The organism is Prodigiosinella confusarubida, from assembly GCF_002847015.1.
Lineage (GTDB): Bacteria > Pseudomonadota > Gammaproteobacteria > Enterobacterales > Enterobacteriaceae > Prodigiosinella > Prodigiosinella aquatilis.
In genome coordinates this window covers 3,008,503-3,025,140 of the sequence record NZ_CP025085.1, presented here as the reverse complement: position 1 = coordinate 3,025,140, position 16,638 = coordinate 3,008,503, and the positions used below count along the sequence as shown (strand labels likewise).

Here is a 16,638-nt window from a genome sequence, read left to right as displayed (position 1 = left end):
TTCCACTGAAAAACAAAACATTGAGCTAACGCAAACTGCTCTGATCCCCCTTAGCCTAGACTTTGGTTCTCAGCAGTCTGTTTAGGCTCTTGGTCTATGTTTTCAGATGGTACTTCTGGAGTGGTGTTTTCATGTTAAAACGCATGTTTGTTACTGGTACTGATACCGCCGTAGGTAAAACGGTTGTATCCAAAGCGTTATTACAAACGCTATCGAAAACCCAAAAGGCAGTAGTGGGTTATAAACCGATAGCCAAAGAGTGCATGGAAACTGCAGAAGGGCTACGCAGCAAAGATGCGCTCATTCTGCAACAAGCATCAACGTTGGACCTTCCTTATAATCTCATCAATCCAATTGCTCTACTGGAAGATGAGATCAGTGCCAGCGAAACACCGATTAATTACAGTGCCATGACTGAAGGTTTGCAACAACTTAGTAATCTGGCAGATGTGGTCATTATCGAAGGCAGCGGCGGCTGGCGTACACTCATGAACGACATGCGTATATACTCTGAATGGGTCGTGCAGGAACAATTACCCGTCGTGTTGGTGGTTGGCATCAAGCTGGGTTGTATCAGCCATGCACTGTTAACCGCACAGGCCATATTGAATGATGGTCTGCCACTGGTTGGTTGGGTAGCCAACCGTATCAATCCTGGTCTGGCTAATTATGCTGACATCATTAATGCACTGCGTAAAAAAATCCCGGCCCCGCAGCTAGGCGAATTACCTTATTTGCCTCGAGCGGAACAGCGGGATTTGTCCTCTTATATTGATCTTTCCGCCATCAATCAATAGCGGTTACTGTATCGAAAAGATGTTCGGATTATCACTGCTTCCTGCCCTAAAAAGGAACAGGAAGCAGGGGACATGTTTACGGATTAATTGGACGACCGGTTCTACGGTCCAGACAACGTGCGGAAGAACTTTCCCAGTAGACATTAAAATTGCTGCTGTTTTTACATCTTTCGGCAGAATCAAGCGCCCTATCTTCACGATCGATATTTCTTAACTGACGATCTGCCAATTTTTCTTCGATCTTCACTTTTTTGTTACGTAGATTTCGAGTCTCGTTCCGATCTTCTCTACTCTGACGAACAGCTTCTTTTGATATGGCGCTATTACCATTATCAATAATAATCTGGTGTGTCTCAGCAATACTGGGAGTGCTAATACCAGCAAACACAACCAGCGACAGAGGAATCAAGGCACGCAGCAATGATGTGGGAAATTTTCGATTCATGTTGTCACCCTGACAAAACAGTTTTGGTTAATACAATTAATTAAATACAAGCGCTTATTTAGCAACAAAGGAGATATACCATACCTGATATTGATGAAACCATAATCCGCTTGGTGAAAATATCAAAAACGCAGGAAAAATCCTAATATATTCATCTCAGAAAACGGGAAAATTGTAAGTTAATACTTGGAGAATGGATGTAGCGAACTGAACTTGGCGCTGTTGCATCACAAGTGCCGGTCAGGTTGATGAGCTCCCAGCTCGCGCACGCCAGATCTCGAACGCCACCATGGTAAGCGCGAGTACGACTGGACCGACAAAGAATCCCACCACGCCGAACACGACGACCCCGCCGATCAGCGCAATCAGCAGCGGCACAGTATGTAAGCGCAGGTATTTGCCGACGATGATCGGATAGAGTAGGTTGTCCGCGAGCCCGACCACGGCCGCGCCCCAGACCACCAGCAGCAATGCATGTCCCCATTCACCGTTGAGCAGCAGGAGCAGTGCTGTAGGTGCCCAGATAATCGGTGGTCCCAGCAGCGGGATGATCGACAGCAACCCCATTACGATCGCCCAAAACCAAACCGCCGGCAGATCGAGCCACCAGAACATGAGGCCACCGAGAGCACCCTGGACGATACCGGCGAGCACCTTTCCATACATCGTCGCAAAGATCGTGTCGCTGACCACGCGGAAGACCCGTTCCGTTTCGGTCTGCGACAGTGGCAATAAAGATCGAACGCTCGCAAGCAACTCGTCACGATCCCGCAAAAAATAGAAGAGGAAGAAGAACGTCAGAACGAATTTGATCGTTCCCACGAACGATGACTTTACCGTAAAAGAACCGATCGCAGTCAGCACCAATCCCGCACGCTGCAACAAATCGCCGAGATCCAGGCGCTGTCGCAGCCACTCCCATGCCGGTGCGATCCAGACATGCTGAGAGAGCGCTTCGTCCCAGTCATTGAACTCGATCTGTGTCCGGAGAAGTCTGTATCCGCTGAGAGCCTCGTCGATCATGCTGGGGATGACCATGCCGGACGGCACTATCAGTAGCAACGAGAGTATGGTGACGGACAGCGAGGCCGCGGCAGTGGGCCAGTGAATGCGACGGACAATCCAACGGTGCAGCGGCCAGCCGATCACCGCAAGCGCCGTGGCCCAAGCCAGTGAGGTAATGAATGGTCGCGCGATCAGATAGCATAGCAGCAATGCCAGAACGGTGAGCGCGAGCAATGCGAGGTCGGACAATCCACGCTCGGACCAGAAGCCCGCAGCAGATGGTTGCTGGCGATTGACGGGATCGGACTCGTTCATGGTCTTCGTGCCTCTCGTTGCGTTTCCACTGCGTCGTGTGCGGACTTACTTCGCCGACGCCAGAAGTGCTTTTCGAGCGACAGCACCGGTAGCCCGGCCAGCGCGACTAGCGTGGGTGCGATCCAGTCCGTCGCGTCGAGTGGATGGGTGTGGAACAGTGCGTTCAGTGGCGGCATATAGACGAAGCACAATTGTAGCACGAGCGTGGCGGCGATCCCGAAATAGACATAGAGGTTGCTGAACAGCCCAATGCGGAACGCACTCTCCGTCAGCGACCGACAATTCAGCAGGTAAGCGCACTGGAACAGGATTATCGTCGTAACGGCTACTGTCTGCGAACGTGCGAGCACGGGCGCAATGCCGGCCGCGAGGTCGGAGTGGTACTCGTAGAAGAACAGGCTCATTGCACCCATGGTCATCAGTGCGCCAACCAAAAACGTGCGAAAAACCAGGAAAGGTCCGATCAACGGTTCGTCCGGTGGTTTTGGTGGGCGGTCCATCAGGTCCGGTTCTCGGGCTTCGAACGCGAGCGGTAAGGCGAGGGCGATCGCCACGACAAGGTTGACCCACAGGATTTGCACCGGTTCGATCGGCATCTGCAAATGTCCGTCGACGATCGGGAAGAATAACACGGCAACCAAGATGATCATCGCCTGCCCAAGGCTCGTCGGCAGGATGAAGGCGAGCGACTTCAAGAGGTTGTCATAGACGCGGCGGCCTTCTTCCACCGCCGCGCTGATCGAAGCAAAGTTGTCGTCGGAGAGCACCATGTCGGCGGCTTCCTTAGCCACCGCCGTGCCACTTATTCCCATGGCCACGCCGATCTCGGCGCGTTTCAGTGCCGGCGCGTCGTTGACGCCATCGCCCGTCATCGCTACCACCTGGCCATCGGCCTGCAGTGCCGTGACGAGCCGTAGCTTGTGTTCGGGCGCCACGCGCGCAAACACGTGCGTCTTACGTACCAGGGCGACGAGATTGGCATCGGAGGTCGTCTCGATCTGGTGGCCAGTAACAATTTGTGCACCATCACCTTCGCCGTCGAATAACCCGAACAGGGCGCCGATCGTACGCGCAGTAGCCGGATGATCGCCCGTCATCATCTTTACTACAATACCGGCGTGCTGGCAGGCGCGAACGGCCTCGGTAGCTTCTTCTCGGGGTGGATCGACCATTCCCACCAGACCGAGCAGGCGTAGTTCACGCCGCCATGTGGCGTCTTCGAGGCTCGGGATAGTGTCGACCTGGGCAGTGGCGATACCAAGCACGCGCATGCCGCGTTCGGCCAGTGAATGCGCTGCCCCTTGGACAATGTCGAACTCAATCGACTGGTCATCAATCACCGGACACAGCTTGGCCACCACCTCCGGTGCACCCTTGATGCAAACCAGCTGGCCACCCTCAGCGTTGGTATGTAAAGTCACCATGAACTGCCGTTCGGAATTGAAGGGAATCTCGTCCAAGCGCACGTAAGCCTCGCGCAGCTCGTCTTCATTGAGCTTCGCCTTGCGCGCGGCAACGACGAGCGCACCTTCGGTAGGGTCGCCGACGATCTTCCAGCGACCGCCATCGTTTTCCAACGTGGCGTCGTTGCAAAGAACAGCAGCGCGCAGCAGTTCGGTCGCCACTGCGGACGCGGCAGGTGCCAAATCATCGTTATTATGCAGTTCACCTTCGGGCGCATAACCGGTTCCAGTGACTGCGACGGTTCCCGTCGGTGTCCACAGCGCTTTGACGGTCATCTCGTTTCGCGTTAGCGTTCCGGTCTTGTCGGTACAGATGACGGTAATGCTGCCGAGCGTCTCCACTGCAGGTAAATGGCGGATGATCGCTTTGCGCAGCGCCATCCGTCGCACACCGATCGCCGAGGCGATCGTGATCACAGCTGGCAGCCCTTCGGGGGTTGATGCAACCGTCAGCGTGATCGCCGCCAGTGCGCTGTGGATCAACGGGTACTCGCGCAGCAGTCCGACGATGAAGATCAGCACGGCGACCATCACGATCCCCAGCGTGATGGTCCGCGCCATGTGGCCTAGCCGGCGTGTCAGCGGCGTCTCCAGCTCGACCGTTTCGCTCAGCAGTTGCGAAATGCGGCCGAGTTCGGTACGGGCACCGGTGGCGATGACGATGCCCTTCGCGGTGCCGGCAACGACCAGCGTGCCGCCGAACGCCATTGAGCGCCGATCGCCAAGCACCGCCTCGGCCTTCACCGGTGCTTCGAACTTATTTGCTGGCACCGACTCACCGGTAAGCATTGCTTCTTCGACTTGTAGCCCGTTGGTTTCAAACAGCCGGACGTCGGCCGACACCTGATCGCCTGGCTGTAGTAGCAATACGTCGCCAGGTACGAGTTCATGTGCAGGTACAACGGTCACATCGCCGTCGCGCGTGACAGTTGCCTGCTGCGGCATTAAGCTGCTCAATGCCTCGATAGCTTTGCTCGCACGCATTTCCTGCGCGAAACCAACCAAGGTGTTGATCACCACGACCGTCAGAACGACCACTCCGTCGGTAACCTTGCCCATCAACGCAGCGATCAGCCCGGCGGCGATCAGCACGTAGATTAACGGGTCGGACAACTGACGCAGCAGGATCTTAAGCACACCGCGGCGTGGTCCGTGCTCGATATGATTCGGCCCGTGCTTGCTCAACCGAGCCAAGGCTTCCGTCGATGACAGGCCGTCGTCGGAGCTTTTCAGTATACTGAAGGTCTGTTCGACCGGGAGTGCGTGCCATGTAGGCAGAGGATCGGATGAATTTTCCATTCAAGTACCCTAATGTACCCATCACGCTCAGTGTCCCTCTGGAAACCAAACGTGATGTTTTCTCTAAAAATCGGCTGAATAAGCAGTATTAGGGTAAAACCCACGCTATCACTTGTCTCGATACACCTTCAACCCAGCGAAAGTCTGGTTGACCGGCATCATTTCCAGTGTGTTGATGTTAACGTGTGCAGGCAGAGTAGCCACCCAGAATACCGCTTCGGCGATATCATCCGGCATCAGAGGGTCTGCTTTATCGTAAGTTTGATGAACTTTGTCCTCATTACCTTTAAAACGCACTGCCGAGAACTCGGTACCACCGACCAGTCCTGGTTCAATATTGGTCACTCGTACACGGGTACCAAACAGATCAGCACGCAGCCCCAGACTGAACTGACGTACAAACGCTTTGCTGGCGCCGTACACATTGCCGCCGGCATATGGCCAGTTACCCGCAGTGGAACCCATATTAATAACATGGCCAATATTACGTTTTACCATATCAGGCAACAGTGCGCGGGTCACAAAGACCAGCCCTTTATTGTTGGTATCGATCATTGTTTCCCAGTCATTCACATAAGCTTTATGAGCGGGTTCTAAACCCAGCGCCAGCCCGGCATTATTCACTAGAACGTCGATGTTACGCCATGCAGCAGGTAACGACGTGATAGCCTGATCAATTGATTTTTGATTGCGAACATCTAAACGCAGGGTATGCAGAGACGCTCCCAGTTCATCTTTCAGTACATCCAAACGCTCCTGGCGACGTCCACAGGCGATAACCTTATGACCTTCTTTAATAAATCTTCGGGTAATGGCTTCACCAAATCCGGCTGTGGCACCAGTAACAAAAATAATCATGCTGTTTTCCTCTAACGGCTATTTCATTTTTTCAGATAAGGGGCGATCAACGATAAATCAGCGGGGGAAAGACGATCCGCGGCGGTCTGAGCCTGATGCCAATAGGGATAGATCAGTGGCGGGCGACTGACTTCATCCAACCGTGCAATCTCTTGCGGGTTAAGCACAATATCCACCGCTTTAAGATTATCCTCTAATTGATCATCCGTACGAGCACCGATGATCACTGAACTGACCGACGGGCGAGATAATAGCCAGGCTAGTGCAATCTGCGCCGCCGAAACACCATGCTGCCCGGCAATATCAACCAGCACATCGACGATATTGTATAACAAACCTTCATCCCGAACCGGTGGCTCATTCCAGTGTTCCAGATGCCGTGTCGTACCATCGGGTGCCTGGTCACGCCGATACTTCCCGGATAGCAGCCCACCGGCCAGCGGACTCCATATCAATACGCCGACGCCTTGATCCTGCGCTATAGGCAGCAATTCATACTCTGCTTCCCGAGACTGTAGCGTGTAATGAATTTGCTGGCTTATTGGGCGCGCGGTACCTGATTTTTCAGAAAGATGTAACGTTTTCATCAGGTGCCAACCGGAAAAATTGGAAATCCCGACATAACGAACCTTACCGCTGCGTACCAGATAGTCCAATGCGTCAAGCGACTCTTCCAGTGGTGTCAGGCCATCCCATTCATGCAATTGATAAAGGTCGATATAATCCGTACCCAATCGCTTCAGACTGGCTTCACAAGCACGAATAATATGATGGCGTGATGACCCTCGGTCATTCGGTCCATCACCCATGGGAAAACGAGCTTTACTGGCGATCAACACCTGGTGGCGTTTTTCCTTGATTGCCTGACCAAGAATTCTTTCCGATTCACCGCTGGAGTAAACATCAGCGGTATCAAACAGATTTATCCCGGCATCAATACAACGATCAATCTGGCGACGCGCACCTTGCAGGTCCGTGTTTCCGGTTTTCGCAAACTTTCCCTGACCGCCAAATGTCATGGTGCCCAAACTCAGGACTGACACTTTGAGACCAGAGTGGCCTAACAGACGATATTCCATCATTTAACTCCCTGATTGGTTGCAAGACAGTAATGACTCTGTGCCACTTTATACAAAAAATCCAGTAAAGTGATACCGTAGCAATTACTGAATATTCATCCGTCGTTGATTTCCTGATTGTCTGCCTCAACCGCCTCATAAAGGCGTTCCAGAATATCGGGGAATGCTGACTGAACCCGGCTCCAACTGGGAACAAACGGTTTATCGCCGGGGCTTTCGCTATAAATCTGGCCGGATAGGGTAATAACATCCGAGAACAACTCCACCGCAGACTCTTCAGTATGACGATCAAAATGCAAACCATTCATACGCGCATCATGTTCAAATGCATCGATCATATCCAGCGCTGTTCGGTAATAGGTGGCGCGCAGTACCCGGAATGAATCTGTAGTAATATTCACCCCCTGAATCGCCAGCTTACGATACAGCGCTTTGGTGATATCCAGCGCCATGCGTTGCAAGCCAGACGTTGGATCTGTTTCCGACATCGGCTGATGCTTGTGATCATAATTATCAGCGATATCCACCTGGCAGATGCGGCTGATTGACGTGCCTCGGTAAATTTCCGACAGCACGCCGATTTCCAGCCCCCAATCACTGGGTATTCGCAAGTTACGTAGCACATGGCTGCGCATGGCGAATTCTCCTGACAGGGGATAACGGAAACTGCGCATATACTCCAGATAGTCTGAATTACCGTAGACACGACGTAACGATTTCAGCAGCGGAAACACCAGCAAACGCCCGACACGCCCATTCAACTTTCCTTCAGCTACCCGAGCGTAGTAACCCTTACAAAAGTCGTAATGGAAGTTTGGGTTGGCGACCGGGTAGAGCAGCCGGGCCAACATGCTACGGTCATACGTGACAATGTCACAATCATGTAGAGCGATGCAAGACGAACGCCGTGAAGCCAAAGTGTACCCGACACAAAACCAGACATTACGTCCTTTGCCTGGTTCCATCGGCGCCAACTCTTTTTCGGCCAATTCCTGACTTAACGCCGTAAGGCGAGGGCCGTCATTCCATAAGATACGGTGCCGTTGTGGCAACCGAGAGAAAAACGTGCGTGCATGTTCAAACTGATCACGATCGGCACGATCTAATCCGATCACTATTTCACCGAGATAGGGAACCTGCGCCAATAGATCAATAATCTTACTAAGCGCCGGTCCCTCCAGCTCAGAAAACAGGGAAGGGAGGATCAGTCCCATACTGTTCTGCCCGGAAAAAACCTGTAGTTCATATTCAAGCTCTTCCACACTGCGCTGAGTAAGATTATGAAAGTTCGTAATAATGCCATCCTGATAAAAATCACTCATACCGGTTCCCCTCACGTTAAATAATCGACTCGCCATCAGCGAGAAAATGGTTAAGGCCTTCACTCCATCCTGACGGGCCAGATTGCTGAGTGAGGTATATCTTAGTATGATTTTTTTGTGACATTGTCACGTGCAAGTGAGATTTGTTTTTGATAATTACAGCGTAATCAGTGGATTCCAGCATTGAGATATCATTCGGGCTATCGCCCAACCCAATTGTGAGCATTTCTGTTTTTCGTTGTTGCACATACTGTGATGTCAGCCAATTGACGGCATTTCCCTTGCTGACACCACGACCCATCACATGATAAAAACGGCCACCCTGTGTCAAAGACAAGCCGTATTTCTCCAATGATTGCCGGAATCGACCTAAAGCGATGTCATCATCAAACCACTGTAACGGTTCAGAAGCTTCACGTTGACGGGCTAATGCAGACTCCTCGATCCCCAGACCTGTGATATCGGAGACCTTCTCATCATCCATGTCAGAGAACCCTTGAAAATCAAATTGATACTCTTTATGTAATGTGCCTAATACCTGGCAGATAAACGAATAGTCAGCATTAAAAATCTTACGGGGATAATCGGGATGTGATGACCAACTGCGCGGTAAAGTAACAAGTGCACCATTTTCAGCGATAAAAGGATATTCATGCAGTCCCATTGTTTGCTGTAGTGGTACCACTTCAGCAGCCGTTTTACTGCTTGCAATAATCACTGGTACCTGATGCTGCTGCAACCGGACCAGCCAGGGAATTGCCGGTTCCCAGCTATAAGTATCGTGGTCCAACAGAGAACCATCCAAATCGCTAAAAACTATCAACGCAGAACTCAATTCAGGCATTCAATCTCCTTCTGGTTCTGAACCGTTTCCCAATTGGAGAGGTATGTATCGTATCAATATGATAAATATAATAAAAATCACATTTACTTATTCTATATAAGAATAGCGGTTATCATAATTAACGCCAACAAGCATGAAACAGCGAGAATAGAGAAGGGGAACTAAATCAGTTTGTTCAATAAGATATTGGATAATAAAGGTAACGCGGCCAGCGACGTGAATTTACGGCATAGCCGCCATAAACTCACATCGTCAACAATAACAAACCTAGCGGCGGCCACGCAGATGAATGTTGGCAGACCATTCGTAAGTCACGGAAGTATCAGGTTTGAATTTGTTTTTCTTTCTACGCGCGGTGAGTTGCTTCGCGGCAGTCTCGCGCTCCTTCATGAGGTTATCGATGTAGTCATCTTTAATATGATTGTTTTCAGAATTAGTGAGCGGACGTCCGTGTTTTTTTCTTTCCTGATCGAGCAGTGTCTTAAGTTGACGCTGTTCACTTTCCGTCATGTCCTTCTGGGTCAGTCTGGGTTCTGGCATGAGAATCGGCCTGATAAAAGAGAGGGTGCTATCATTGTAGAGGAAAACAGCGATGAACTCATAAAAATCGGAAACTGTGTGATCAAGCGTCCATATCAACTGCGCTAGCTAGGTAGTCTGTAATCTGTTTTTTGCTTTGTTCTGATATCACTGCAAATTATCATTCTGAAATAATTCTTAACAAACATGCCATGAACACATTGTTTACTTTTTATTAACCAATGCTATTTTTAAACTAATTATGGAATTTTGATATGCATTATGGTCAATAGACTGATGATGGGTTATTACTCTATGGAAAATAATTATTTATCAACACAAATGTATTCTTTCCGTAAAAATTATTACCTTCATATTAATAATTTATATCAATCAATATGTAAAAATATAACAGAGGGGAACAAGAAACAGTTTATAAATACGTGGGATAACCTTACCATTGATGATTATCTGCAAGAGAAGACCCTCCGGGAACGGCGTATTTGTAAATTTGAAATAGATACTGGAGGTTATCTAATTCCACTGAATGATTGCCGTTTCTATCAAAGTGGTGAAGTCAATGTATTGCTCGGTGGGATAGAACGAGTATACCAAAGAAGCGAGACGAATTTTATTAATTCTCAGCTCTTATCACACCTCATACATCACCATATTAGATTATTAAAACAGGTGTGTAGTGCTTGTAGGTGGCTGATTACCTGTCATCAATTTCGTATTCTGTGTGACCATGACAATATCGGCCTTGCGACTCCTGAAGGAATACATTCAGATGGACATGATTATGTTTTCCAACACATTATTAACAGGAATAACGTGTCTGGTGGCGAAAGCGAAATATATTCTTCTGAAGGAGAACTGATTCTCAGACATACCCTGGAGCATTTTCTGGAAACGTTACTGATTGATGATCGTGCAATAAAACATAATGTTACCCCATTATTTCCTGGAAATGATGTAGGCAATCCTGGCTGGCGAGACATGCTGATTATTGATTTTGACAAGATGCAGTGAGGTTATAATAGAAATGTTTCTAAGTACATCGTCATCATCTACAGTGGATAACTATATTGATAGAGTCGTGGAATTATTTTCATTTGCCAGAAGACGTCGCAAAACGACTATTTCTCTAACGGCAAATGAAAATATATTATCAGATACGGCAAGATTATTAGGCCAGAATCGTTATTATGACCGTTATTATTTTGATGGGGAACTTAATAGCGGGTGTCGATATGCATCCTATTATAATGGGATGCAATTTGAAAATTTTCCAGAAGTTTCAGAGTTAAAAGAAGCTGCTATGGTGGCGGCCCAAAAATTATTCTCTGCATCTTTTATCGAGTTTCGAGTATTGTCCGGCGTTCACTGTACATTAGCGATGATTGCCTCTCTTACAGAACCCGGAGATACTGTCTGGGCACTAGATCCCCGTTGTGGTGGGCATTTTGCAACTGGACCGCTCATTGAACGGCTGGGGCGTAAATACCAGTACCTTTTACTGAAAGACAACAGCAAATTCGATGAACACGCCCTAGCGCTTTTACTAACAAATCCTCCTTCCGCCATCGTGATAGATCATGGTCTGGCAAATAATATCGTTTCAGTTTCTCATATCAGACAGTGGTTAGTGCGTCAGGGACTTGAGAGAGTGCTGATTATTTATGACGCATCTCATTTGCTGGGATTAATTGCTGGAAAAACAGTGCCTAACCCTCTCGATGAAGGGGCTGATATTTTACAGGGAAATACGCATAAATCATTCCCTGGGCCTCATCGGGCAATCATCGCCGCACGGTGTCCATTGCTGGCTCGTCGAATCAGCGAAGGGCTGGAAACCGGCATGGTTTCTTCACCGAATTTATCTTCTTTATTACAGCTATTTGTCACTTTACTGGAGATGGATCAATACGGTGAATCCTATGCACAGCAAATGTGTAGCAATGCACAGTTTCTTGCACAGAGTCTGACAGATATCCCTGGGTGGGAAGTACTTCCGACCAGCACTCATAAGATCCTGCTGATGGGAGAAAAAAGTTCCGATATGGCAGCTTATTTCAATGAACTGGGATTACGGGTCAACAATAAATCTTTATATGGTCGTTCCTGTCTGCGGCTTGGTGTGCAGGAAATAACTCGTCTAGGGATTAACAACGAACAGTTGTCTATCGTATCGGGGGTGCTACGGCAGATTTTACTGGAAGAGGCTGGTACTACAGCAACGAAACACCAGATAGAAGTTCTGGGTCAGCAGTTACAGCATGTGCACTATAGTTTTGATAGTAGGGATTAATATAATGGCAAAAGTATGTTGTTTAGTGATTGGCAATGTTCGTGAAGGCGAATATGAAGGTTTGCTGGCACAGGGCGTGACTATCCTGCTTCTCTCCGATACGAAGCAGGTCACTAAAAAAGCCGATCCGTCGAAAATACAACCTGTTGCCAGCTATGATTTTTCAAAAGGATATAGTGAAGATTTACAGCAACTGGTGAATGATTTGTATCAGCAATACGCCTTTAGCAGCGTGCTGAATTACAGGGAAAGCTATGTTGCTATCACAGAACATATTTGTCGTGGGCAGACAGAGCTATCCCATATGCACCAGAATATCTCAATCACGCTGGATAAAACCAAACAACGGGCTTGCTTTAATCGTAGCTCGAACCCTGACTTACACGTTATGTCACGTACTGTCACGATGAGTGAACTGTTACAACAAGCCGCGACGTTGACATGGCCATGCGTTCTGAAGCCTGCAAGTTTGTATAGTAGTCTGTTTGTTAAGTGCCTACACAGTAATTATGAGCTGGAACGTTATTCTCTTGAGGAATGGCCTGAACTACAGGCTTATGTAGCTAACAAGAGTCGCGAAAATGATGTCTTGCTACTGGAAGAGTATCTGGAAGGTTCCAACCACTCTATTGATTGTGTGATCTCTGCCGATGGAAAGGTAACTACGTTCCCGATTGTTGATGTCATCGCTGGGATTGACATCCAACGCAATGATTTTCATCACTTTGCTCGTTACTCTCCGTCAATCCTGCAACCCGATCAAGATCAAATGGAGAGATGCCACAAACTGGCCTGTGATGCGGTTGCTGCTCTAGGGCTGAGAGGCACATTTGCCCATGTCGAATTTATTATGACAGTGAAAGGACCTCGTATCCTTGAAGTCGGTGCTCGCCCAGGTGGAAGCCGGATATATGTTATTCGTGAAGCTTGGGGAATTGAAATGGACTATTATTACCATTGCGTTCTAGCTGGAAACTCGGTCCCTAAAAAAGAAATATTGCCAATCGCGTTTGGTATTGCGACTCCTTTTGCTCGACACAATCGTCCCTGGCAGGGATTACAGCATGAAGAGCTTTTACGCCGAATACCTGGTTTTGTGCGTTGGGACGCTTGGGTAAAAGAGGGGGAAATAATTGGCCCCGCGAGCAATGGATTTCAGAATTATGTCTATGCGGAGTTTCGCTGTTCGAATACTTCCGGGCTGCGGACATCTTTGCTAGAGGTAACAAATCTTGATGTCTTTGGCGAATTACAAAAACCAGCGGTAATTATTGTGGGTGGGAGAGACTCTTCTCTTAACTGGCCTGGCAATTTTGCATTCGACTTTACTTTTGTTCAGACGCCAGATCAGCTTACGGAATATCAGCGCCATTATGCTGATATAATTCTGACAAACGATATTACTGATATCGATAGCTGGTTACCACAACTGCTTGAGTACCACGAGAAACGCCCCTTTGTCGCGATTGTCTCTTTTACTGAACTGGGGTTATTACCTGCGGCAAAAGCAGGTGAACAACTGGGGATACTGCACAATCCTCGTCGTAGCGTGGAACTGAGTCGGGACAAACTACAATTTCGCGAACTTATGTCGGCGAGCTGCTGGGCACTCCCGGCATCGAAAGTTAATAGTGCACAACAAGCGCTGGAATTTATTAAACAGCATGGCCCCGCGATTATTAAGCCGGTGGATGGTTCCGGGAGCAAGGGTATTTATGCTGTCAATAAAGCTGCTGACTTGTGTCACATTGTTTTTGATGGTAACCAACAGATAGAGCAGTTTGTTGAAGGCGATGAATTCAGCGTCGAGACCCTCACTCTGAATAGTAAGCATCATATACTTGGCATCACCCGCAAATACACTACCGGCACACCTCATTACGTCGAGACGGGGCACGATTTTCCAGCGAGTTTACCTCCTGAAGATGAGCAGCGAATTCATGACGCGGTGAAATGGTTGCTGGATGCGTTGGGACACCAATGGGGGCCAGCGCATACTGAGGTGAAGATTAGTGGTGATACGCTGCATTTTATTGAAACCCAAACACGTTTTGGTGGCGATCAGATCTGGGAAATGGTCTGGCGAGTCACAGGAATTCATCAGGCTGGTGCCACTATTGCCGCAATGGCCGGACAGAAGCTGACACCTGACCATGTCCAGTTTGACCGAATGGCCATCAGATTCATCACGAATACCACTGTGCCTAGAGATGACAATCCCTGGCTATTTCGTACACACATTGACAGACAGAAAATAGGACGTCCTGTACAGTGCTCATCCGACCGCTACGGCTATTATCTTTACGGGTGTAGTGAAGAAGATGGGGTGGCATTTGTCTCGACATTATCTGTGATCTGAAAATTGCGTATAAAACGGAGGAGACCTTCATGAATAATGTTACTTATCATATTGAAGGGAAAATGCACCCTGATTTTCCGGTTATTTCATTCTCAACCAACGTTTATGACAATCCTGCTGATATTTTTGGATCCATAAAGGATCTTTCCCAACATTTTAAAGCGGTTGAGTTTGAAATAGGGGAAGCTGCTGAAAATGTTTTCTGGGCAATGAGTGAGGTGCAGCGCCTGGCGTTGGCAAAACAAATCAGAGATTTTTGCCAGCAAAATGGAGTTGTTTTTACCGTACATGCGGGATGGTGGGGGCGACAGTACAATCTGTGTTCACCTGATCTACAGGAACGAGTAACGGCGGTAAAGTGCCTTGCCGCTGCAGTTAACTTTTCCTACGAGGCTGGCGCAACCAGTGTGACGTTCCATCCCGGCTATAAAGACAAGTACAACAATACGACATTGCTTAACTGCCTTATTGAATCGATCAATGCCGTTATGGCGCAATGTAATACTGCCGGACTGGTATTGTGTCTGGAGAATATGGGAGGGGAGCGGCCGAAGTATCCTGTCTTCACGGTTGATGAGCATATCCATTTTCATCAAAAAACAGGATGTTTTATTACCATTGATGTAACACACTTATGTTCGGTGCATGCTTATGGTGAGGCGCTTTTTGATGCTATTACCAGACTTGCGCCTGTAACCCGCCATCTACATATTGCTGACTTGGAAGATACACATCATCAGCATTTACCGATCACAGAAGGCAATTTACCCCTAAGTGATGTGTTAAATAAATTTGCCCAAGCCGGTTACCGGGGTGTGGCGGTCGTGGAGGAGTTTATTCCCCGTTACAGCACAGAGTTTTATCTGAAAAAAGCGACTGATTATCAGCAAAAAATAGAGATGATGCGTAATGCCGCCGCCTGATTCCAAAATGATATCTGGTAGCCAGAGTGAGATTTTACAAGGGGTAGGGGATGCTTTGCCCTTTGTATTTACGCTTTTATTGTCATTCAGCATGATTGGACTGCTGAGTTATCAACAAGGGCTGGGTTTTTTCCACAGTTTATTATTCAGTGGAGCACTAATGTCAGCCCCTTTACAGATGACGTTACTAGAGGTTTCGCAACATACTCTGTCATTTGTGGTGGTGTTAATCTCTGCGTTAAGCATCAACCTGCGATTTATGGTATTTACGTTGAGTTTACGCGGCAGCATGAAAGAAGGAGTGGTTGGTTATATTCCTTCCATTCTGGTTATGGCGAACGCGGCGTTTACCCTGATGTCATTACGCAGGGAACAATATCCGCTGACCCGTCGTTACTGTAATACAGTGAGTTTCACACTTTATGGCACGGCGCTGACCGGAACCTTGGTCGGTTATTTTTTTGCTTCTGTAGCGGGAAAAGATTTTGCTGAAAATATAACGATTATCGTGGCTATCTTTATCGCTTCTTCTTTGGGAAAAATGGGCAAAGACGGAGACCAATTGTTAGCACAAATTGTGGCGCTTCTTTCCTGCGCAGTCAGTTTATGGTGGGGAGGCGTTATCAATCTGATGATGATTCTCGCCATCACGCTTTTAATAAGTTTTTGCTATGACAGATAAGCATTATTTTTGGGTTTTTATTATTACTTGTGCACTGGTTTCTGGTTTGTGCCGGTTATTGCCGCTAATGATTGATGTAGAAAGGCTACCGCATCCCATACAGAAAATAATTGCGCGGTTGGCAAAATATATCTCCGTAGTGCTACTGGCCACAATCCTGGCAGGAGCAGTGCATCAATTGGGAGATCGTAAGGGATTTGATTTTCACTGGCTGATTCCCATTGTATTGGCCTGGATGATGAGTGCGGCAACGTCATTAAAATCGTGGCATGTATTTCTACTTTCTCTGGGATGCTGGGGTATTCTGACATGGATGTTTTAACAGAGATGCAATGCAATGATGAATTGACGACTTAAATGGATATGATAACCAAGTCCTTTGTCCTCTGAAACCCGCTAACTGGTGTCCGCTTGGAA

Annotated in this window: 15 protein-coding genes; 7 read left to right on the top strand and 8 right to left on the bottom strand. The window is 48.2% G+C overall.

The genetic code is table 11. The features are described 5' to 3' along the window. The first annotated feature begins 131 nt into the window (after positions 1 to 131). Positions 132 to 797 carry a dethiobiotin synthase gene (bioD, locus tag CWC46_RS13605; RefSeq protein ID WP_021016018.1) on the top strand — a complete coding sequence of 222 codons (666 nt, stop codon included), beginning with the start codon at positions 132 to 134 and terminating at the stop codon, positions 795 to 797. Positions 798 to 873: 76 nt separating this feature from the next. Here bioD and CWC46_RS13600 read toward each other — a convergent pair whose 3' ends face one another. The 8 genes from CWC46_RS13600 to CWC46_RS13565 form a co-directional block, all read right to left on the bottom strand. Continuing rightward, entirely contained in the window at positions 874 to 1,242 is a 369-nt protein-coding gene (locus tag CWC46_RS13600) for a DUF1283 domain-containing protein (RefSeq protein ID WP_021016019.1), read from the bottom strand. A gap of 240 nt (positions 1,243 to 1,482) precedes the next feature. Continuing rightward, positions 1,483 to 2,562, bottom strand: coding sequence for an AI-2E family transporter (locus CWC46_RS13595; RefSeq protein ID WP_021016020.1), 1,080 nt, complete (start codon positions 2,560 to 2,562; stop codon positions 1,483 to 1,485). Next, a complete protein-coding gene (locus tag CWC46_RS13590; RefSeq protein WP_021016021.1) occupies positions 2,559 to 5,324 on the bottom strand; it encodes a cation-translocating P-type ATPase in 2,766 nt (921 codons plus the stop codon). Before CWC46_RS13590 ends, CWC46_RS13595 begins: the two co-directional genes overlap by 4 nt. Positions 5,325 to 5,432: 108 nt before the next feature. Next, positions 5,433 to 6,182 carry a bifunctional NADP-dependent 3-hydroxy acid dehydrogenase/3-hydroxypropionate dehydrogenase YdfG gene (gene ydfG, locus CWC46_RS13585; protein WP_021016022.1) on the bottom strand — a complete coding sequence of 250 codons (750 nt, stop codon included), beginning with the start codon at positions 6,180 to 6,182 and terminating at the stop codon, positions 5,433 to 5,435. A 23-nt stretch (positions 6,183 to 6,205) separates the two neighbouring features. Continuing rightward, positions 6,206 to 7,261, bottom strand: a complete 1,056-nt coding sequence (locus tag CWC46_RS13580) for an aldo/keto reductase (RefSeq protein WP_021016023.1) — start codon at positions 7,259 to 7,261, stop codon at positions 6,206 to 6,208. Positions 7,262 to 7,356: 95 nt separating this feature from the next. Beyond that, positions 7,357 to 8,583: a glycosyltransferase family protein gene (locus tag CWC46_RS13575; protein WP_021016024.1), complete on the bottom strand. Its 1,227-nt coding sequence runs from the start codon at positions 8,581 to 8,583 to the stop codon at positions 7,357 to 7,359. 16 nt (positions 8,584 to 8,599) lie between these two features. Next, positions 8,600 to 9,427 (bottom strand): mannosyl-3-phosphoglycerate phosphatase-related protein, encoded by an 828-nt coding sequence (locus tag CWC46_RS13570; protein WP_021016025.1) that lies wholly within the window; start codon positions 9,425 to 9,427, stop codon positions 8,600 to 8,602. A 267-nt stretch (positions 9,428 to 9,694) separates the two neighbouring features. Next, on the bottom strand, positions 9,695 to 9,967 hold the full coding sequence (locus CWC46_RS13565; protein WP_021016026.1) for a YjbD family protein: 273 nt from the start codon (positions 9,965 to 9,967) through the stop codon (positions 9,695 to 9,697). Between the two features lie 294 nt (positions 9,968 to 10,261). Here CWC46_RS13565 and CWC46_RS13560 point away from each other — a divergent pair, with 294 nt between their 5' ends. Genes CWC46_RS13560 through CWC46_RS13535 form a run of 6 tightly spaced genes read left to right on the top strand, consistent with a single transcriptional unit; the run spans position 10,262 to position 16,543 of the window. Further along, positions 10,262 to 10,978 (top strand): 2OG-Fe dioxygenase family protein, encoded by a 717-nt coding sequence (locus tag CWC46_RS13560; RefSeq protein ID WP_157831375.1) that lies wholly within the window; start codon positions 10,262 to 10,264, stop codon positions 10,976 to 10,978. A 13-nt stretch (positions 10,979 to 10,991) separates the two neighbouring features. After that, complete coding sequence (locus CWC46_RS13555; protein WP_021016028.1) at positions 10,992 to 12,257, top strand: PLP-dependent aminotransferase family protein; 1,266 nt, start codon at positions 10,992 to 10,994, stop codon at positions 12,255 to 12,257. 4 nt (positions 12,258 to 12,261) lie between these two features. Next, positions 12,262 to 14,616, top strand: coding sequence for an ATP-grasp domain-containing protein (locus CWC46_RS13550; protein WP_021016029.1), 2,355 nt, complete (start codon positions 12,262 to 12,264; stop codon positions 14,614 to 14,616). 29 nt (positions 14,617 to 14,645) lie between these two features. After that, positions 14,646 to 15,539, top strand: coding sequence for a sugar phosphate isomerase/epimerase family protein (locus CWC46_RS13545; protein ID WP_021016030.1), 894 nt, complete (start codon positions 14,646 to 14,648; stop codon positions 15,537 to 15,539). After that, positions 15,526 to 16,221, top strand: coding sequence for an AzlC family ABC transporter permease (locus CWC46_RS13540; protein ID WP_021016031.1), 696 nt, complete (start codon positions 15,526 to 15,528; stop codon positions 16,219 to 16,221). Before CWC46_RS13545 ends, CWC46_RS13540 begins: the two co-directional genes overlap by 14 nt. Then, positions 16,211 to 16,543, top strand: coding sequence for an AzlD domain-containing protein (locus tag CWC46_RS13535; RefSeq protein WP_021016032.1), 333 nt, complete (start codon positions 16,211 to 16,213; stop codon positions 16,541 to 16,543). Before CWC46_RS13540 ends, CWC46_RS13535 begins: the two co-directional genes overlap by 11 nt. Positions 16,544 to 16,638: the final 95 nt, after the last annotated feature.